Below are 14,702 nucleotides of genomic sequence, written 5' to 3'. Positions count from 1 at the left end.
GTGGAAATTAAATGACTAATACAAATAAAACAGCAGCGCATTTAGCTGCAGAAAAAATTCAACAACTCTTGCCAGGCTTTAAACCGAGACTAGGTATAGTCCTTGGCTCAGGGCTTGGTAGCTTTGCCGAACAGTTAGAAAGCGCACTCACTATTAGTTACGATGAATTACCTGGTTTTCCCAAAATCACAGTTCACGGCCACGGTGGTAACCTTGTGCTTGGCTATCTGAATGGTGTAGCTATTGTTTGCCTACAAGGACGAGCGCATAGCTACGAAGGCGCTAATCATGAAACGGTGAAAACCTATGTTCGAACTTTGCGCTTGTTAGGCTGTGAATATTTCTTTGCAACCAATGCATCAGGCTCCTTACGTGAGGATGTTGGTCCAGGCGAATTGATGTTGATTAGAGATCACATCAACATGCAACCCGGTAATCCCTTAGTTGGCCCCAATGATGAGGAGTTTGGTTCCCGCTTTTTCCCCTTAGACAATGCCTATGATAAGGAGATGTGCGAAAAATTGCTGGCAATTGCCAATCAGCAAGACATAGCACTCCATCAAGGTGTTTATATTGCCGTACTTGGTCCCAATTATGAAACAGCAGCAGAGATTAAAGCCTTCCGTATTATGGGAGCTGATGCAGTTGGCATGTCGACAGTGCCTGAGGTTTTGGTTGCTAATCATTGCGGTATGAAGGTAGCGGTTATAGCGACAATTACCAATTACGCAACCGGCTTAGATCAAACTAGCCATAGCCATGAGGCTGTTGTGAAAATGGCTGCCAAGGCTGCGGAAAAATTAAATCTCTTGGTTAAACAATTCATAGCGGACCTGACATGATCCTGGAAGAACTCTATTTGCATGCCTTTAATGAGCTAAAATCTAGCCTAGAGAGCTATTCGCTAACAGCCATGGAGGCAATCAGCTTAATTGATTTAACCTTACTCGATGAAACTGCTTCTGATGAGGCTTTGTCTGCACTCAATGAAAAAGGAAACCGCTATCAGGTTGCAGCGGTCTGCGTCCTGCCTCAGCATACTAGGGCAATTACCCTTAGCCACGAGCTCAAGCTAGCCACAGTAATTAATTTTCCTGAAGGCAATCAATCAGATCAGCAAGTGTTATCCGCTATTGATGCTGCCTTGACTGACAACAAAATCGATGAAATTGACTATGTCTTTCCCTATTATGACTATTTAGATGGGGAGCAATCCTTTGCCTTAGCTCAATGCCAACAAGTTCTTGAACGTTGCCAACAACAAAAGCTTAGCCTCAAAGTTATTTTAGAAACTGGTGCCTTACCCTCCTTAGAGATCATTTATCAATTAAGCCGCGAGCTAATCGATTACGGCTGCCATTTTCTAAAAACCTCAACGGGAAAAGTTGCACAAGGTGCAACACCTGCAGCAGCCTTTGTGATGCTTAAAGCAATCAAAGATTCCCAAACCAATTGTGGTTTAAAGGTTTCTGGCGGAATAAGAAAGCCTGAGCAGGCATTCGGCTATATGGCCTTAGCGCAACAAATATTGGGACGTACCGTCGATAAATCATGGTTTCGCATCGGAGCGAGTTCTCTGCTGGATGAGCTTGTTTAGTTAATGCCCCCTCATCCGCCCTGCGGATGAGGGTTCCAAAAAACAATCTTCCTACCTACAACTACCGAATTTTCTACGGTACTTCATCAAATGAGCAATAGAATGTGTTTTTTAACTTCATACAACGTTATATTGCAAACAACCCAACTTCCCTCAATTACATATCTATTTTAATGATAAGGATGAACTGGCAGCCCAACCGCTGTTTTCTGAGTGGACAGCCCATGAAACCGGCGATCGCTTTATGCCTATAGCAAACGAAGAATTAGATGAATACTTTATTAACTTGGCCAATATTAATGCGAAACCCCTTATTAAAACTATTAGGACTCAATTAACAGCGCAAGTAAAGAAAATGGAAACGGATTATAAGATTGCAGAAGGACAAGCGTCAAAATTATCTGCATCTATCGCTGATAATTATCAGGACTATATTGCAAAACTAACAGAACTTAGCCAAAGGCTTAACCACTTTTCATTATCTTTTAGATAACTATCTGGCAATGGCTTTACAGACCCAAAATCACCAGCTATTAGAATTTATCCTAATAGATGGCAACATTAACATTAACCACCAAGAAGTGACCACCTTCTCTTCTGCCGTTCATTGTTGTTTGGACTTTGCTGGTATGGCTAATTGCCTGTCAGTTTTAATAAAACATGGGGCTTCAGTTTTTGGTAGAGATGAGCAAGGTTTACCAATAGCACATATTATTTTGACAAATCACCCCCTACTTAAACAGGTTTTCCGTGCTCATCGTGCAAAAACGATAGACTCTCTCGCATTCTATAAAAAACTGTTATTCAGTCTTAAGCTCTATTTAGCGGAAAATACTCTAATACCTGAGGCAAGTTATAAGGAAATTACAGAAGCAATTAAGCGCTATCAGGCATCTATTGATGCACTAAGTTATGTACTTCCCCCAGTTAACGCTAGTTAGAAAGTCCTGAAAAGTCGAAGAGCGTAACTTGCTAATAAATATCACACAACGGCTTTAGAGCGGCTTGCTACAGATCCTGAGTTCGTAAATTTAAAAGGAAAATTGCTTAAAGCGTATAAAGAGTATCGCAAAAAATTAAGCCCCGTTGAGAGCAGAAGATTCGCCAAAATTGAATCACAGTCATTGGATAATCTTGACAAATTACTGATGCATTTTGGAATTAAGCTTGATAACTATGAAGAAATAAAAAGAAGTGGCATAGACTATCTTCATAATAATTTGACAATAATATCTAAGCGATTGGAATTAATAGCTCTACAGGAAAATACACGAGGCTATTCTTCTGGTAAAAACCTTTCTAAAGGCTACTCTAAACTTCTATCTGCTCAACAAGTTTTGTTGGCTGAAATAGAAGAATTGGAAGGTAAATATAGTCTTGCAGATATAGAGCGGGTAAAAGTGCTGGACAAGGAAATTGACGACTTAACTGAGATCTCAATGAAACTGAGTCATCTTAAAACAAATGACGTACGTCATGTCGAACGCAGAGAGACATCTCCTGATGTGTAGCACTGTGCTAATCCCGGAGATCCTTCGCTATGCTCCCAAAAACGTACGTCATGTCGAACGCAGAGAAACATCTCCTGATGTGTAGCACTGTGCTAATCCCGAAGATCCTTCGCTATGCTCCCAAAGACATACGTCATGTCGAACGCAGAGAGACATCTCCTGATGTGTAGCACTGTGCTAATCCCGGAGATCCTTCGCTATGCTCCCAAAGACGTACGTCATGTCGAACGCAGAGAAACATCTCCTGATGTGTAGCACTGTGCTAATCCCGGAGATCCTTCGCTATGCTCCCAAAAACGTACGTCATGTCGAACGCAGAGAGACATCTCCTGATGTGTAGCACTGTGCTAATCCCGGAGATCCCTCACTATGTTTGGGATGACAGACGTAATAGTTCTCGTGGGAGGTAAAAATCTTGGAGAAAGTTCAATTTTAAGTCCAGGTCGAGAGAAAAGCGTGATTAAAAAGTGCAGAATAGCTGCCTATTTGAGCATTTTTAATCACGTTTTTCTCTCGAGATGTGACAGAAGTGGACTGTCCTAGGTCCGGAGTGATCTATTACAAAGCACCTAGGGCAAAGTCAGAGCTAACCACATGATTAACCCATACCAACTATTTGAAGTAAAAGCCTGGAAATAGCTATCACGGTTTCCTTTAACAACTAGTCGGTATTGATAGAGCAATACCAGCCCTGCTACAAGCCAGCCAGCGAAAAATAGCTTGGATAGCTGCAATTCAAGAGCCAGAACAAGCCAAAGTAGATGTAAGCAAACTTGTAAGCTGCTAATAATCACTTTGTCATAGCTGGCAAACAGAATGGCAGTCGATTTAACACCAATGCGGAGATCGTCGTCTTTATCGACCATAGCGTATTGAGTATCGTAGGCGACTATCCAACAAAAATTAATGATTAATAATAAAACCATCGTCGTATTGGGCAGTTGCTTTGACGCTGCAAAGGCCATGGGAATCCCCATTGAAAAAGCAATTCCTAAAACAAATTGTGGCCCCTGAATAAAGCGCTTACAAAAGGGATATAACACGGTAACAAACACCGCAGCCAAGGCATAGTAAAAGCATTGCGGCGGTAGCTGAATAAGAATAAGCAAAGCAGCAAATAATAAAACCAATAGCAAAGCCAGCGCTTGACCAAGGCTTACCTCGCCTGTAACCAATGGACGCATAGCAGTTCTTTTGACATGTAAGTCCACGTGGCGATCCGCAATATCATTAACCACACAGCCAGCGGCGCGCATTAAAACAGTACCTAGAAAAAACAAAATAATGAGAGCTAACGGCGGTGTTTCCTTATTAGCAAGCCACAAAGCCCAGGCTGTGGGAAACCATAACAACCAAATGCCAGCTAATCGATGAAAACGCATTAATCGCAGATAAGGTCCCATATCAATTTATCACCTTCATTAGACCTGGAAGAAAAATTTCTACCAGATAAAAAGTTGATGTTTTTTCAATAGTAAATACGGATAACCGTAACCATAAGGTCTCGTCGAGCTCACCTAATGATTTTGGTAGCCATTGATATTCTAAGCAATGCGGATTAATTGCGTAATTTAATAAAATAGTCCGTTCTATAGAGGGCTCATTGAAAACAATGACGCCAAGCGACTCTTGGCTTAATCGATCAAAAAATAGTCGATTCGCTCGATAGGTATATTCAGGAATAATAGTCCTAGCAAACCAGCAGGCTGTTTTATGCGAAAACATGAGAATATCTCGATGGACAACAGGCACTAGAGCTAGACCTAAGGTAAATTTATCCCACCAACTTGGCTGCGACCAAGATTGTTTAAGTACTTGCAGCTCAGCATCACCGCTTTGTGTTCTGAGCTTATCGGTTAAGGAGGAACTATGATGAAGCCAGGGTTTTAATATTTCGGGAGAGAGACTATCAACTTTCATGAGATTATTAATTTGAATGGACATAAGCTAAACACAATCATTATGCGAATTTAATGGACGCTATTATAACATTATCGCGGATGAAAGCTCTAATTGAGTTAGTAAGGCTGACTTGTAAAATTAATACTCTGAATAATATAGGGCGAGGGCAGGGACAAATCTTGTCCATCCACCACAAGCATAGACAAAGCCACATTTACACTTAGCTCGGGGATTTTAAAAGCTTGTTCTATCCGCCAACATCGGAAACGAGCACATTTGCCATCAGAAACAATAGTAGGAGCAGTTATGGGATAAGGATGTAGGACTAATCCATTTTGTCGTATTTCCTGCAGCCTGTCTTGAAAAAAAATCTTAAGGGAATCCCAGGCCGCAGGATAAAAACTCTCCCGCACTTTGGCGAGCTCTTCTGGCTTACCTAAATACTGTGCTGAGAAGGTGTTTATCATGGTCTGCTGTGTCCAACTAGCAACATCGGGACTGCCGTCAGAGGCATGAGCGTTAAATGGGATAATGATAAAAAATAATGCGCCAAGAAAAGAACGAGTCAGATTCATGTTAATCCCTTAGTTATTTTTAGTGAACTCTGCTTAGCAACTTATTTCAAGTATATGCTATTTTGTACAATTTGCAGGATTATCTTCTAACGCGCCCCAAGCGATTTAGCGTTAATTGAGTCGAAGCTCCTTTATCATTTTGAATAGTGAAATGACCACTGGAGGCAGAATGGTTAGGATCAGCGGAGAATATCAAATAATTAACAGAATGAAGCCCCTGCCAACTTAGCTGAAGCCCTTTATGATGCCATTGCCAGAGATGTATTGGCTTTATATTTTCACTGTATTGATGCGTTTTATTATCAGCAAATAAAATCGCGCCCTTAGACCAATCTAGTCCCCCTGGCAAAGGAGCTAACACTAGTGGTTTGCCCTGTAAAATTGCCGTCGCTCTGGCAAAATTAATTAGAGCGGCTAATTCATCTTTGACAATTTCCAGCTGATTCTTGCGATAAAGATCTAGGCCGAAGGGAGTGCTGAATGCCAACAAGATGCCTATCAGCAAAATAGACAGCAGTAGTTCAACTAAACTAAACCCCCTCTTCCTGTGTGCTGGACTTCGGTGCAGGTTCACGGTTTTTCCATTAAGTATTTTTTTACAGCAAGCAAATCAATATAGGCTTTTTTCTTATCGCTTGGATTGCGTAATAGATAGGCTGGATGGTAGCTCACAATAAAGGGGGTATCATTATAACGATGTATAGTTTTCCTTAATTGATTCAAAGGAAGCGGCTTAGAAACGAGGAACTGGCCAGCGAAGCGTCCCAAAGCAAGAATTAAGTCAGGTTTAATCAAAGTAATTTGCCTTGTTAGATAATCACTGCATTTAACTATTTCCTCAACGGCAGGATCGCGATTATTCGGTGGGCGGCATTTTAAGACATTGGCTATATAAACATCCTCTTCTGTCATCCCTATGCTTTGTATCATTTGATTCAACAGGCTACCTGCCTTACCAACAAAGGGTAAGCCTTGCTGATCCTCATAAAAGCCAGGAGCCTCACCAATAATCATTAACTTTGCCTGAGAACTACCTCGCGAGAAAACAGTCTGACTACGTGTTTTATGTAAAGGACAGCGCTGACAAGCTGCAACTTCCTGGGCAAGATCATCTAAAGGATTCTCGCAGACAGACGAACCAGGCTGTCGAACAACCCAGCTATCAATTCCCATAGTTTGTAAGTAATAACGAGATAAGGGCTCTGACATAGGCAACTGCTTTTGCTGACTTAGGGCGGCTAGTATAAAGTAATTTAGGTTTAGAGTGAATTGAGTGAGGTTATTAAAGTAAGTATCATAGTGCCGTAGCCTGGATGCAGCGAAGCGAAATCGAGGAAGCCGGATCACTGCTCCCGGATTTCGCTTCGCTGCATCCAGGCTACATTTTTTTTAAATCATTGCGAGAATATCTTCTACAACCTGTGCAGGTTTTTCAGCCGCCGTTATTGAACGCCCGACAACAAGAAAATCACTCCCCAAACCTATAGCCTGATCTGGAGTCATAACACGGGTTTGATCATTCTTGTTATCACCTGAAAGTCTTATACCCGGAGTAACAGTCAAAAATGATTGTCCGCAGACTTTTTTGATCAATGGCACTTCATAAGCAGAGCAGACCACACCATCAAGTCCGGCACTAAGAGTCAATTGAGCTAAACGCTCTACTTGTTCATCAATCGGAGAATGCAAACCAATTGCTGGTAAATCTTGAGGCCCCATCGACGTTAAAACAGTTACCGCAGTTAATAAGGGACGGTTTCCCCCGAACGATTCTATCGCTTTACGTGCAGCCTGCATCATATTGAAGCCACCCGACGCATGGACATTGATCATCCATACCTCAAGTTCAGCACAGGCACGACAGGCTTGTGCAACAGTATTGGGGATATCATAGAATTTCAAATCGAGAAAAATCTTGAAGCCCATTTTAACTAGGCGACGCACAAAGTCAGTACCAAATAAGCAAAACATTTCACTACCAACTTTGAGTGCACAGTCCGTTGGATCTAATTGCTCAACGAGAGTTAGGGCTTCGTTTTGATCTGCAAAATCAAGAGCAACTATTAGCTTTGAATTCATTGAGCTTCGACCAATTCGGCTGAAAGACAACTTATAACCGCAGTGGCTACCTGCTGTTGTTCTTCAAGGCTCATATAGGGATGCATCGGCAAGCTAACCACGTGCTTAGATGCCTTCTCAGCATGAGGAAAATCACCCAATTTATAGCCAAGATAAGCCAAGGCCTGTTGTTGGTGCATTGCTATTGGATAATGAACAGCGGTAGGAATTCCAAGGGTCTGCATTTGCTTCTGGAATTGATCACGATTAGGTACCTCAATCGTGTATTGGGCATAAACACTCGTGTTACCTTTCATTACACGCGGCGTTACCACATGCTCCGCAAGCAACTCTTCATAACGTTGAGCAACCTCTTGTCGCAGTGCAATTTCTTCTGGGAATAACTTCATTTTTTCGATCAGAATTGCAGCTTGGATAGTATCCATTCGGCCATTAATTCCGATACGGCTATGGCTATATCGACTATGTTGACCATGGATTCGAATTTCAATCAGCTTCTCAGCAATAATATCGTCATCGGTAAAACAAGCACCTGAATCACCATATCCCCCTAAAGGTTTTGAAGGGAAAAAGCTGGTACAGCCAATGGTTGACAAGGCACAAGAATAATTGCCGTTATATGTGGCACCAAAACTTTGCGCCGCATCTTCAATAACAGGCAAACCATGTTGTTTTGCGATTAGATTAATAGCTGCCATATCAGCACACTGGCCATAGAGGCTCACTGGCATGATAGCTTTTGTTTTAGAGGTAATTGCTGCTGCAATTTTTGCCGGATCAAGATTGTAGGTGACTGGATCAATATCAACAAAAACAGGCTTAGCATGGCAAAGCGCAATAACTTCTGCTGAGGCAAAGAAACTAAAGGGCGTTGTGATAATTTCATCACCAGGCTGTATGTCTAGAGCTAATAAAGCCATCAATATCGCATCTGTTCCACTGGAATTAACGATTGCATGTCTAACGCCTAAAAATTCAGCAAGCTGTTTTTCAAGTTTTGCTATTTCTGGCCCCATAATATATTGGCCATGGTCCAATACAGTTTTAATGCTTTGCAAAATCTCAGTTTCAATTAATTTGTACTGCTTTTTAAGATCAATAAATTGCATAATTATCTCAATATTTAGTTACGCTCAGCTGCAATTTTTCAGCTTATCTAAGAGCTCGATTAAAGTTTTGTTGTTATCCTTTTCCGAACCTAATCGCCCTCTAATCCATGAACGGGCTTCATTCTACCCCACTGCTTACAACTTGGGCAATGCCAATGCAAATGTTTACCACCAAAACCACAGTGTCCGCAGCGATAAATGGGCTTATTATCCAGAAATTTCGATGTAATGTCATACAACATTTGTAGTTTATCGCGCACTTTGCCATGCGCTGTTTCAAGATGCCAAAAAATCAAACGATTTAATCCGCGAATTGAAGGATAGGTACTTAGTTTTTCTGCAACAAAATCTACAGCCTCATCCATGTCTTTTTCACGTCGTAAAAACTCAGCAATAACAAATATTGTTGAGGCTCTTGGATGTTCTTCCAACGTTTGTTGTAAAAACTCGACGCATTCGTCCATTGCATCGATTTCACGATAGCACATGACCAAAGGTTCAATAATTTCTCCAATAAATTCTGGATCTTGCTGAGGAACACGTCTTAAAGAGCGTAGGGCTTGTTTAAAGCGCTTTTGATGCATATCGAGAGAGGCTTGCATCAAAGAGGCACGAACAGACATTTTATCGACGATTAGGGCCTGCTTAGTTGCATTCTGCGCTTTTTCAAATAAATTATTTTTAAGTGCCTGATGAGCAATTTCACAGTAATAATGGGCAGCCTGAATATGCATACTTTGCCCTGCTGATAATTCAAGCTTTTTAACGATATCTAAGGCCTTTTCCCAAGCCTTTTCTTGCTGATAGATTGCAAGCAGCCCATGCAGGCTTGAGACCTCACGGCTCCCACCCATCTCAACAACTTCGAGAAAAATACGTTCAGCCCTATCGAATACACCAGCACTCATATAATCTTGCCCCAGAGCCATCAACGCTTCTTTACGCTCCCCTAGACTTAACTGAGGTCTTGCAATTAGATTTTGGTGAATTCTTATTGCTCTATCGACCTCGCCTCGACGACGAAAGAGAGAACCCAGAGCCAAATGAGTTTCTACTGTCTCACTATCAACTTCCAATAGTTTAATAAAGACATCAACAGCCTTGTCAGGCTGTTCATTCAAGAGATAATTTAAACCGACTACGTATTCACGTGATAAACGATTATCAAAGTGCTTTTCTTTGCCAGAATAATTACGGCTAGCAACCCACCAGCCAGACCATGCAGCAGCAGGTAAGAGTAAGGGCCATAAATTAATCATTAAAGCTCTCCATTACTTCATAACCGCATCATAATAAGTTCTGAATTAATCCAGGTCAATTCTGTTAATGTTGATCTTTTAATGGTATAGCCCTCAGGTTTTTTATTTCTTTTTCTGTGAGTTTTAGTTGATTTTTGAGTTTTAAATAATCAACTTTTAATCGCCAATACCGGTATAAGAATAATAAAAACCCTACTAATAGACCAACTCCAAGCATAATTGTCATTAGAACTGAAATAGGCATACTCACCGTTTTAAAATAAAAATTAACCGCTACTGAAGATGCATTTAAGGCCGCAAAACTCACACCTAATAAGATTAATATTAAATAAACTAACAACATGACTAAACGCATGGTATCCACCTATAAGCTTTAATTATCCTTTATTCCCTGAAATGAACTAGGTTTAAGCACCCTCATCCGCCCTTCGGGCACCTTCTCCCTTTTAGGGAAAAGGGACAATCAGTCCCACTATATTCCCTCCCCCCAAACATGGGGAGAAGGTGCCCGAAGGGCGGATGAGAAGTACTGATTCAAAGCTCTGGATATCAGGGCTACCCTATTAGTGCGTAGCCTGGATGCAGCGAAGCGAAATCCGGGAAGTCATACCACACTGCTTCCGGATTTCGCTTCGTTGCATCCAGGCTACATTCAATCCACACAATAGCACCTGCTCAGGGAACAGCGCAGACCTCTCTGTCATTAATTTAAGGGCATTTGTCATTCCCGCGAAGGCGGGAAACCATCTCTACATTGGCACTGTGCTTAGCTAGAAATAGTTTCCCGCCTTCGCGGGAATGACAAAACCTTCCTTAACTCAATGGCAGTGAGCGCAGACTTATTCCCCTTACAGGAAATAAAACAAAAAAAAAGCGTAGTTACCTACGCTTTTCTATCAGCTAGAAGGGATTACTCACCCTCTTTGTTTGCCATTTTCTCTTTAAGCAGATCACCTAAGGTTGTTGAAGCAACTTCTCCACTACGTGAATACTTCTTAATCGCTTCAGCTTGATCTTGCGCATCTTTAGCTTTAACAGAAAGTGCAACAGTACGATTCTTCTTATCAACATTGATAATCTTAGCTTCGACTTCGTCACCTTCTTTAAAGAAGTTAGTGGCATCATCAACTCTGTCTTCAGAGATTTCACTAGCACGAATAGTACCAACAACGTCAGGAGCCAGGTCAACAGTTACAGATTTAGCATCTACTGCAGTTACCTTACCTTTGACGATTGCACCTTTGGTAAATTCCTCAGTGTAAGAGGTGAAGGTATCGCCTTCGAGTTGTTTAAGACCCAAAGAGATTCTTTCACGTTCAGCATCAATTGCCAGGATAACAGCTTCCAATTCTTGACCTTTCTTGAATTGTTTAACTGCTTCTTCTCCAGGAACATTCCAGGAAATATCAGACAAGTGAACCAAACCGTCAATTTCACCATCTAAGCCAATGAAAATTCCGAAATCTGTAATAGAGCGGATTTTTCCGTTAACCTTTTGGCCTTTGCTATGAGATTGTGAGAATTGGTGCCATGGGTTGCCAACACATTGTTTCATACCCAGGGAAATACGACGACGCTCTTCATCAATCTCAAGAACCATTACGTCAACTACATCGCCCATTGAGACGACTTTGCTTGGATGTACGTTCTTGTTAGTCCAATCCATTTCAGACATATGGACTAAGCCTTCAACGCCTTCTTCAATCTCAACGAAGCAACCATAGTCAGTAATATTGGTAACTTTACCTTGTAGCTTTTTACCGACAGGGTAACGTTCAACAAGATCAACCCACGGATCGTTGCCTAATTGTTTCATACCTAGAGAAACACGGTTACGCTCGCTATCAAAGCTCAACACTTTAACACGAACATCTTGACCGACTGTTAACAATTCGCTTGGATGTTTAACACGTTTCCAGGAAATATCAGTAATATGGAGTAAGCCATCGATGCCGCCTAAATCAATAAAGGCACCGTAATCTGTCAGATTCTTAACTATACCGTTGAGAACTTGTCCATCATGTAAGGAATCAAGTAAGGCTTGTCTGTCAGCACTGCTTTCTTCTTCAACAACAGCACGACGTGAAACAACGATATTGTTTCTCTTGAGATCCATTTTAATAACTTTGAACTCAAGCTCTTTACCTTCAAGGTAGGATGGGTCGCGAACAGGTCTGACGTCAACCAAAGAACCAGGCAAGAACGCACGAATTGTGCCGATTTCGACTGTGAAACCACCTTTGACTTTACCAGAAATAAGACCAGTGACCGTCTCGTTGTTTTCATGGGATTTAGACAGCTTACGCCATGCTTCTTGGCGTTTAGCTTTTTCTCTTGATAACAAGGTTTCGCCGTAGCCATCTTCAACCGAGTCGAGAGCAACTTCAACTGTATCACCCAATTGAACTTCCAACTCACCATTTTTATCATGGAATTCTTCTACAGCAACGATACCTTCGGACTTTAAGCCAGCGTTCAGGGTGACGTAATCATCATCGATGCCAATAACTTTTGCAGTGATAATCGCACCAGGATAAAACTGTGCGCCAATGATACTTTGCTCAAATAATTCTTTGAAACTTTCAGACATGTTAATAAACTCTTTAGTAAAAATATGGAAGATTAAGATCCACTTATCTTCCCCCCAACAACCTCTTAGCTTAAAGCCAAGATTTCTACGTCAACGACTAAACAAGCGTTCATCAGTTAATATTAATACATTATCGAACACCTGTACAATCGTTAATCCAGTTGTGTCAATCAAAACCGCATCCTCTGCTGGTTTCAATGGCGCATGTAAACGTTCTGTGTCTCTTGCATCACGTTTAGCCAGCTCATCCACAACTTCGGCGAGGCTAGCATCAATTCCTTTTTCTTTCAACTGAAAATAGCGTCTCGATGCTCTTTCTTCCGGTGAAGCATATAAAAAAACCTTTAAAACTGCTTCAGGAAAGACAACAGTGCCCATATCTCGACCATCAGTCACTAAGCCAGGAGGCATCGCAAAAGCGCGCTGCCGTGCAAGTAATGCTTCTCTAACCTCAGGGATAACTGCAATTCTTGATGCATCCTGCCCACAAAGCTCAGATCGAATTTCATCAAATACGTTAGTTCCTTCCAACATTACCTTACTTTGTTGATGCGGATCTGTTTCAAAACGAAGTTCAAGCGAATGTGCAAGCTCAACGAGAGTTGATGTATTGCCAAAATCCACAGCAGCCCTTCTTGCTGCGTAGGCAAGAACTCGGTATAAACAACCACTGTCCAATACATGCCAATCTAAATGATTTGCCAGCATATGACAGATTGTTCCCTTGCCAGTACCGCTTGGGCCATCTATTGTAATGACCGGTACGTTTCTATCAGACTTCATTTTTAATTTCCTTAATAGCCAACTGAACTTGCTTGGCTGTTTCTACAAAAGTTGGAAATGAAGTTGCCACATTGACGCAATCTTTGATAACAACTGACTCTTTGGCTACAGCACCAGCTATAGCAAAGGACATCGCAATACGATGATCATGATGGCTGTTTACTTCTCCGCCCCTCAATTTTCCACCATTAATATATAAACCATCTTCAAAGGCCTGTGCCTCTACTCCTAAACGCTGCAGCCCCTCAACCATAACACCAATTCGATCAGACTCTTTGCAACGCAATTCGCGAGCACCATGAAGTAAGGTCTGTCCCTTGGCACAGGCTGCTGCAATAAAAATAATAGGGAATTCATCAATAGCTATAGGCACCAGCGCAGTTGGAATATCTATCCCCTCTAGCGGTGCATGTCTAACTAAAATATCAGCGACCAGCTCTTCTCCACAGAGACGCTTATTATTCAGGCTGATATCTGCCCCCATTTGCAACAAAATCTGGATTACCCCTGTTCTTGTGGGGTTAATCCCTACATTTTTGATTAAGATCTCTGACTCAGGAATAAGTGTTGCTGCTACGATGAAAAAAGCCGCGGAAGAGATATCTCCTGGCACAATAATATCTGTAGCTATACATTCATCTTCTGAATTAATAATAATTGTATTTTCAGCTTTCTGGATTGGATAGGAAAAGGTTGTGAGCATTCGTTCGCTATGATCGCGCGTTAAACCCGGCTCTATTATTTTCGTTTCACCTTGTGCATAAAGGCCGGCAAGCAAAAGGCAAGACTTAACCTGGGCACTTGCCTCAGGCATTTCATAGCTAATCCCATGTAGCGTATGGCCGCCGCGAATAGTTAGGGGAGGACGACCATCTGTCGTCATTATTTCTGCCCCCATCTGCATCAATGGTCTACTAACTCTTTCCATTGGACGTTTTTGCAAGCTTTGATCGCCGTTTAGCTCAGAGTCAAAGGATTGAGCAGCTAAAAGTCCAGCGAGCAAACGCATAGATGTCCCAGAATTACCACAATCAAGGACCTCTTTCGGCTTAGTTAAACCATATTTGCCAACACCGTGAATAACCACTTTCTGGTTCACAGGCCCTTCTATCTTCACACCCATTGCTTGGAAGGCTTTTAGAGTTGCAAGGCAATCTTCGCCATCCAAAAAACCGCTTACGGTTGTGGTTCCTTTTGCAATAGCCCCTAAAATAATCGCCCTGTGAGAGATTGATTTATCGCCTGGCACAGTAATTTCACCGCGCAAAGCATTTACAGGGCTACTTTCAAAATCCAG

The 14,702-nt window shown here is 41.8% G+C and carries 17 protein-coding genes; 5 read left to right on the top strand and 12 right to left on the bottom strand.

Annotation, left to right across the window (positions count from 1 at the left end):
* Positions 1–11 precede the first annotated feature (11 nt).
* From BN1094_RS16990 to BN1094_RS16970, 5 genes are all read left to right on the top strand, one after another.
* The gene (locus BN1094_RS16990; protein ID WP_044012346.1) at positions 12–842 is read left to right on the top strand and encodes a purine-nucleoside phosphorylase; all 831 of its coding nucleotides are present in this window, start codon (positions 12–14) and stop codon (positions 840–842) included.
* Positions 839–1,597, top strand: coding sequence for a deoxyribose-phosphate aldolase (gene deoC / locus BN1094_RS16985; RefSeq protein WP_081935194.1), 759 nt, complete (start codon positions 839–841; stop codon positions 1,595–1,597). Before BN1094_RS16990 ends, deoC begins: the two co-directional genes overlap by 4 nt.
* Before the next feature lie 244 nt (positions 1,598–1,841).
* Entirely contained in the window at positions 1,842–2,090 is a 249-nt protein-coding gene (locus tag BN1094_RS16980) for a hypothetical protein (RefSeq protein WP_044012344.1), read from the top strand.
* 10 nt (positions 2,091–2,100) lie between these two features.
* The gene (locus BN1094_RS16975) at positions 2,101–2,538 is read left to right on the top strand and encodes a hypothetical protein (protein WP_044012342.1); all 438 of its coding nucleotides are present in this window, start codon (positions 2,101–2,103) and stop codon (positions 2,536–2,538) included.
* Between the two features lie 102 nt (positions 2,539–2,640).
* On the top strand, positions 2,641–3,108 hold the full coding sequence (locus tag BN1094_RS16970) for a hypothetical protein (protein ID WP_044012340.1): 468 nt from the start codon (positions 2,641–2,643) through the stop codon (positions 3,106–3,108).
* A 569-nt stretch (positions 3,109–3,677) separates the two neighbouring features.
* On the opposite strand, the gene ubiA is transcribed toward BN1094_RS16970, so the two are convergent.
* From ubiA to aroA, 12 genes are all read right to left on the bottom strand, one after another.
* Positions 3,678–4,511 (bottom strand): 4-hydroxybenzoate octaprenyltransferase, encoded by an 834-nt coding sequence (gene ubiA, locus BN1094_RS16965; protein WP_245614384.1) that lies wholly within the window; start codon positions 4,509–4,511, stop codon positions 3,678–3,680.
* A gap of 1 nt (position 4,512) precedes the next feature.
* The gene (locus BN1094_RS16960) at positions 4,513–5,052 is read right to left on the bottom strand and encodes a chorismate--pyruvate lyase family protein (protein WP_044012338.1); all 540 of its coding nucleotides are present in this window, start codon (positions 5,050–5,052) and stop codon (positions 4,513–4,515) included.
* 74 nt (positions 5,053–5,126) lie between these two features.
* Positions 5,127–5,585 (bottom strand): DotI/IcmL/TraM family protein, encoded by a 459-nt coding sequence (locus tag BN1094_RS16955; RefSeq protein ID WP_044012336.1) that lies wholly within the window; start codon positions 5,583–5,585, stop codon positions 5,127–5,129.
* 79 nt (positions 5,586–5,664) lie between these two features.
* A complete protein-coding gene (locus tag BN1094_RS16950; protein WP_052403354.1) occupies positions 5,665–6,159 on the bottom strand; it encodes a GspH/FimT family pseudopilin in 495 nt (164 codons plus the stop codon).
* Entirely contained in the window at positions 6,156–6,794 is a 639-nt protein-coding gene (locus BN1094_RS16945) for a uracil-DNA glycosylase (RefSeq protein ID WP_044012333.1), read from the bottom strand. The genes BN1094_RS16950 and BN1094_RS16945 overlap by 4 nt, the downstream gene beginning before the upstream one ends.
* 180 nt (positions 6,795–6,974) lie before the next feature.
* Positions 6,975–7,664, bottom strand: a complete 690-nt coding sequence (gene pyrF / locus BN1094_RS16940) for an orotidine-5'-phosphate decarboxylase (protein ID WP_044012332.1) — start codon at positions 7,662–7,664, stop codon at positions 6,975–6,977.
* Positions 7,661–8,773, bottom strand: a complete 1,113-nt coding sequence (locus BN1094_RS16935; RefSeq protein WP_044012330.1) for a DegT/DnrJ/EryC1/StrS family aminotransferase — start codon at positions 8,771–8,773, stop codon at positions 7,661–7,663. Before BN1094_RS16935 ends, pyrF begins: the two co-directional genes overlap by 4 nt.
* 89 nt (positions 8,774–8,862) lie before the next feature.
* Positions 8,863–10,032 carry a lipopolysaccharide assembly protein LapB gene (gene lapB, locus BN1094_RS16930; protein ID WP_044012329.1) on the bottom strand — a complete coding sequence of 390 codons (1,170 nt, stop codon included), beginning with the start codon at positions 10,030–10,032 and terminating at the stop codon, positions 8,863–8,865.
* A 64-nt stretch (positions 10,033–10,096) separates the two neighbouring features.
* Positions 10,097–10,387 (bottom strand): lipopolysaccharide assembly protein LapA domain-containing protein, encoded by a 291-nt coding sequence (locus BN1094_RS16925; protein WP_044012328.1) that lies wholly within the window; start codon positions 10,385–10,387, stop codon positions 10,097–10,099.
* Between the two features lie 555 nt (positions 10,388–10,942).
* Entirely contained in the window at positions 10,943–12,622 is a 1,680-nt protein-coding gene (gene rpsA / locus BN1094_RS16920; RefSeq protein WP_044012327.1) for a 30S ribosomal protein S1, read from the bottom strand.
* Between the two features lie 90 nt (positions 12,623–12,712).
* Positions 12,713–13,405 carry a (d)CMP kinase gene (gene cmk / locus BN1094_RS16915; protein ID WP_044012326.1) on the bottom strand — a complete coding sequence of 231 codons (693 nt, stop codon included), beginning with the start codon at positions 13,403–13,405 and terminating at the stop codon, positions 12,713–12,715.
* Positions 13,395–14,702 carry a 3-phosphoshikimate 1-carboxyvinyltransferase gene (gene aroA / locus BN1094_RS16910; protein WP_245614396.1) on the bottom strand — a complete coding sequence of 436 codons (1,308 nt, stop codon included), beginning with the start codon at positions 14,700–14,702 and terminating at the stop codon, positions 13,395–13,397. The genes cmk and aroA overlap by 11 nt, the downstream gene beginning before the upstream one ends.

It is taken from the genome of Legionella massiliensis, assembly GCF_000756815.1.
GTDB classification, from domain to species: domain Bacteria; phylum Pseudomonadota; class Gammaproteobacteria; order Legionellales; family Legionellaceae; genus Tatlockia; species Tatlockia massiliensis.
This window is presented reverse-complemented; position numbering and strand designations above follow the sequence as displayed.

Coding starts and splice junctions, on each gene's coding strand:
- BN1094_RS16990 (WP_044012346.1), top strand. CDS start 12: ATGACTAATACAAATAAAACAGCAGCGCATTTAGCTGCAGAAAAAATT.
- deoC (WP_081935194.1), top strand. CDS start 839: ATGATCCTGGAAGAACTCTATTTGCATGCCTTTAATGAGCTAAAATCT.
- BN1094_RS16980 (WP_044012344.1), top strand. CDS start 1,842: ATGCCTATAGCAAACGAAGAATTAGATGAATACTTTATTAACTTGGCC.
- BN1094_RS16975 (WP_044012342.1), top strand. CDS start 2,101: ATGGCTTTACAGACCCAAAATCACCAGCTATTAGAATTTATCCTAATA.
- ubiA (WP_245614384.1), bottom strand. CDS start 4,511: ATGGGACCTTATCTGCGATTAATGCGTTTTCATCGATTAGCTGGCATT.
- BN1094_RS16960 (WP_044012338.1), bottom strand. CDS start 5,052: ATGTCCATTCAAATTAATAATCTCATGAAAGTTGATAGTCTCTCTCCC.
- BN1094_RS16955 (WP_044012336.1), bottom strand. CDS start 5,585: ATGAATCTGACTCGTTCTTTTCTTGGCGCATTATTTTTTATCATTATC.
- BN1094_RS16945 (WP_044012333.1), bottom strand. CDS start 6,794: ATGTCAGAGCCCTTATCTCGTTATTACTTACAAACTATGGGAATTGAT.
- pyrF (WP_044012332.1), bottom strand. CDS start 7,664: ATGAATTCAAAGCTAATAGTTGCTCTTGATTTTGCAGATCAAAACGAA.
- BN1094_RS16935 (WP_044012330.1), bottom strand. CDS start 8,773: ATGCAATTTATTGATCTTAAAAAGCAGTACAAATTAATTGAAACTGAG.
- lapB (WP_044012329.1), bottom strand. CDS start 10,032: ATGATTAATTTATGGCCCTTACTCTTACCTGCTGCTGCATGGTCTGGC.
- BN1094_RS16925 (WP_044012328.1), bottom strand. CDS start 10,387: ATGCGTTTAGTCATGTTGTTAGTTTATTTAATATTAATCTTATTAGGT.
- rpsA (WP_044012327.1), bottom strand. CDS start 12,622: ATGTCTGAAAGTTTCAAAGAATTATTTGAGCAAAGTATCATTGGCGCA.
- cmk (WP_044012326.1), bottom strand. CDS start 13,405: ATGAAGTCTGATAGAAACGTACCGGTCATTACAATAGATGGCCCAAGC.